1 protein-coding gene is annotated in these 2,322 nt (G+C 66.7%); it reads right to left on the reverse strand.

Annotated elements, in window-relative coordinates:
- Window positions 1-2,187, reverse strand: a 2,187-nt coding sequence (locus ACP4J0_RS38315) for a lonely Cys domain-containing protein (protein WP_426604043.1), incomplete at its 3' end; no start/stop codon positions are given.
- Window positions 2,188-2,322: the final 135 nt, after the last annotated feature.

The raw sequence follows: 2,322 nt of genomic DNA on the forward strand, positions 1-2,322 counted from the left end.
AGACCACCAACCCTCCCTGCCCACCGGACTCTCCGAAACCGACACGAACTCCGGAACCCGCGCGCCCTTGAGCGCCGAAGACCCCGGCACGTCACCCGGCGGTGCCCCACTCGGCTGGAAACCCGGCACCTCATCCGTATCGAGCGAGAAGGGCTCGCCCTCATCGCTGGAACTGTCCCAGCCTATCTCCGAGTAGTCCGATTGTTCCGAGTACTCCGACTCCTCATCACCCGCGCTGTCCGACTCACCGGACAGCTCAGGCTGTCCGGTGTCCTCTGAGGAAGGCACCAACCTCGTCCAGTTGTCGGGGTTGCCGTCGTCCCAGAAGGCCGGGTCCAGCGCACGGGGAAGCCGAACAGCAGCAACTTCTGAGGAGTTGTCAAGGAACCAGGTGAGGGTCATTGGGTTGCGGGCCCACGGATCAAGGGCCTTGCCCAGCATCTCCCGCATCACCGCAAGCAGCGGCCAGCCGCTCGGAGCACCGGACCGCTTCCACGCCTCCTGCCGCACCGCGTACTGCCCGGCGATTTCCTCCAGCAGCTCCCAAGTCAACGGACCACCCCGCCAACCGGCACGGTCCTGGTCCGCCAGACGCATCCGCTCCAGACGCCCGAACGCCTCCAGCAATTGCGGCTCAGAAACGGGATCGACACCGAAGATCTCGTTGACGGCGCGCATCATCCGAAGCATCCGCTCCTCTGGCTCAGGCGGCAGCGCGCCGTCCGGACCTACGAGGTATTGGTCAATCCGGTCCCACAGCTCATCCCCAGACGGCTCGGGGAAGAACAGCCGCGGAAACACCTCAGGAACATCAACGGGATTACTCAGCTCCAGCACCGGAAAATCGCCATCGGGCGAAGTGCGGATGTTGACCGATGCGGGCGCGGCACGCACCACCCGCCCGACGGCATTGGCGACCATCTGGCCGTTACGGGGAACCACCAGCCGATCACGGCCCGGGGCCAGTGACCCCGCATGGCAGACATGCAGCTGTACGGCCTGGTCCGCGCGCAACTTCTGGAAGCTGGGCCTGCGCCGCAGAACCCGGCCGAGTTCTACGTAATTCACTCTCACCAGGGTGCCGTCGTCCAGCCACAAATCGACAGCCTGCCTGTCGCCGTGGGTAAGCACCCAGTACCCGACCTTCGGGCCATCAAACGCATGGGAAGAACCTGAGAGGTCGCCGTATCCCCGGGCCCAGCCTTCCAGAGAAGACAGAACGGGGTGATCGTACTGGGCGGTGTCCTGAGGGCTCATGCTGGACCGGCCGATGATTCGCGTGCCGTCTTTATCGAGGATCGCGTGCCACGCCACATGACGGTCGGAAATCACCTGGCCGTCCACCGTGCGGAAGAAGCCCGACCCCGCGCCCCGCAGGACATACCCGGGCCTGCTGGGAATCCACTTGCCCACCGGAGCCTCACCACGCCTGCTGTCATCCAGCACCAGACGGTCGAAGCCCGTTTGTGAACTCGTCTCGAAGACCAGGTCTCCGTCGGTGGCCCACACCACGCGGTTCCGGCCGCCCGGCCCCATGGCCAGCCGGTCGGCCACCAGGCGGGGCAGCTCCAGACCACCCTGACCGGCCCGGCTCACGAAGAACACCACCGGGCCGTCCGTCGGCATCACCGGGTCATGTTTGAGCAGCTCCGCCAGCTCCTCAGCACCCAACCAATGCGAGACACGGGCCCGGTCCACTACCCAGACACCCCCGGAACTGCCGCTCGCCAGCAGTACATAGGGTCGCTGACCGGCCCACTTCATGACCTCTCGTCGTCCACCGGCATAACCGCCATGATCCGGGTCGAAGGGAACCGGCGGCCTCAGCCAGTTGCGTCCCGGCACCCAGCCGTCGGGCGTCGCCACACGGCCCGGTCCCGAGAGCACTCCCAGATGCCTGTCGAGGTAGAAGGCGGCGACCGCCACCACACTGCCCGCCCGGCCGGCCGCCCAGGCCTCCTGCGCAACGTCGTACAGCATCCACAGATCACCGACACCGACCGGATGGTCATCGGGCAGACGCAGCACCCTGCGGGCCATCTTCTCCAGCACACCGGTGTCCAGCAGCTCCCACGAAAGCTCGGCATCCGCCGCCCGCACCGCCTCCAGAACCCCCAGCCCGGCGAGATACTCACCGAAACGCCCGTCACCCCACTGCACGCCGAAGGTCTCGTGCAGCAACCGCATCCACTGGTCGATGACGGCACGGGACCAGGCTGTATCCCGCACGGCGGGAGCGGCCTGACTCCCGTGACCGGACCCGGGTGCCCGACTCGCACCGAAGAGCGGGTCCTCGTCGGTGGCCGCCAGGAAGATGTCGGT

The organism is Streptomyces sp. WG7 (assembly GCF_049975785.1).
Classification (GTDB): Bacteria; Actinomycetota; Actinomycetes; order Streptomycetales; family Streptomycetaceae; genus Streptomyces.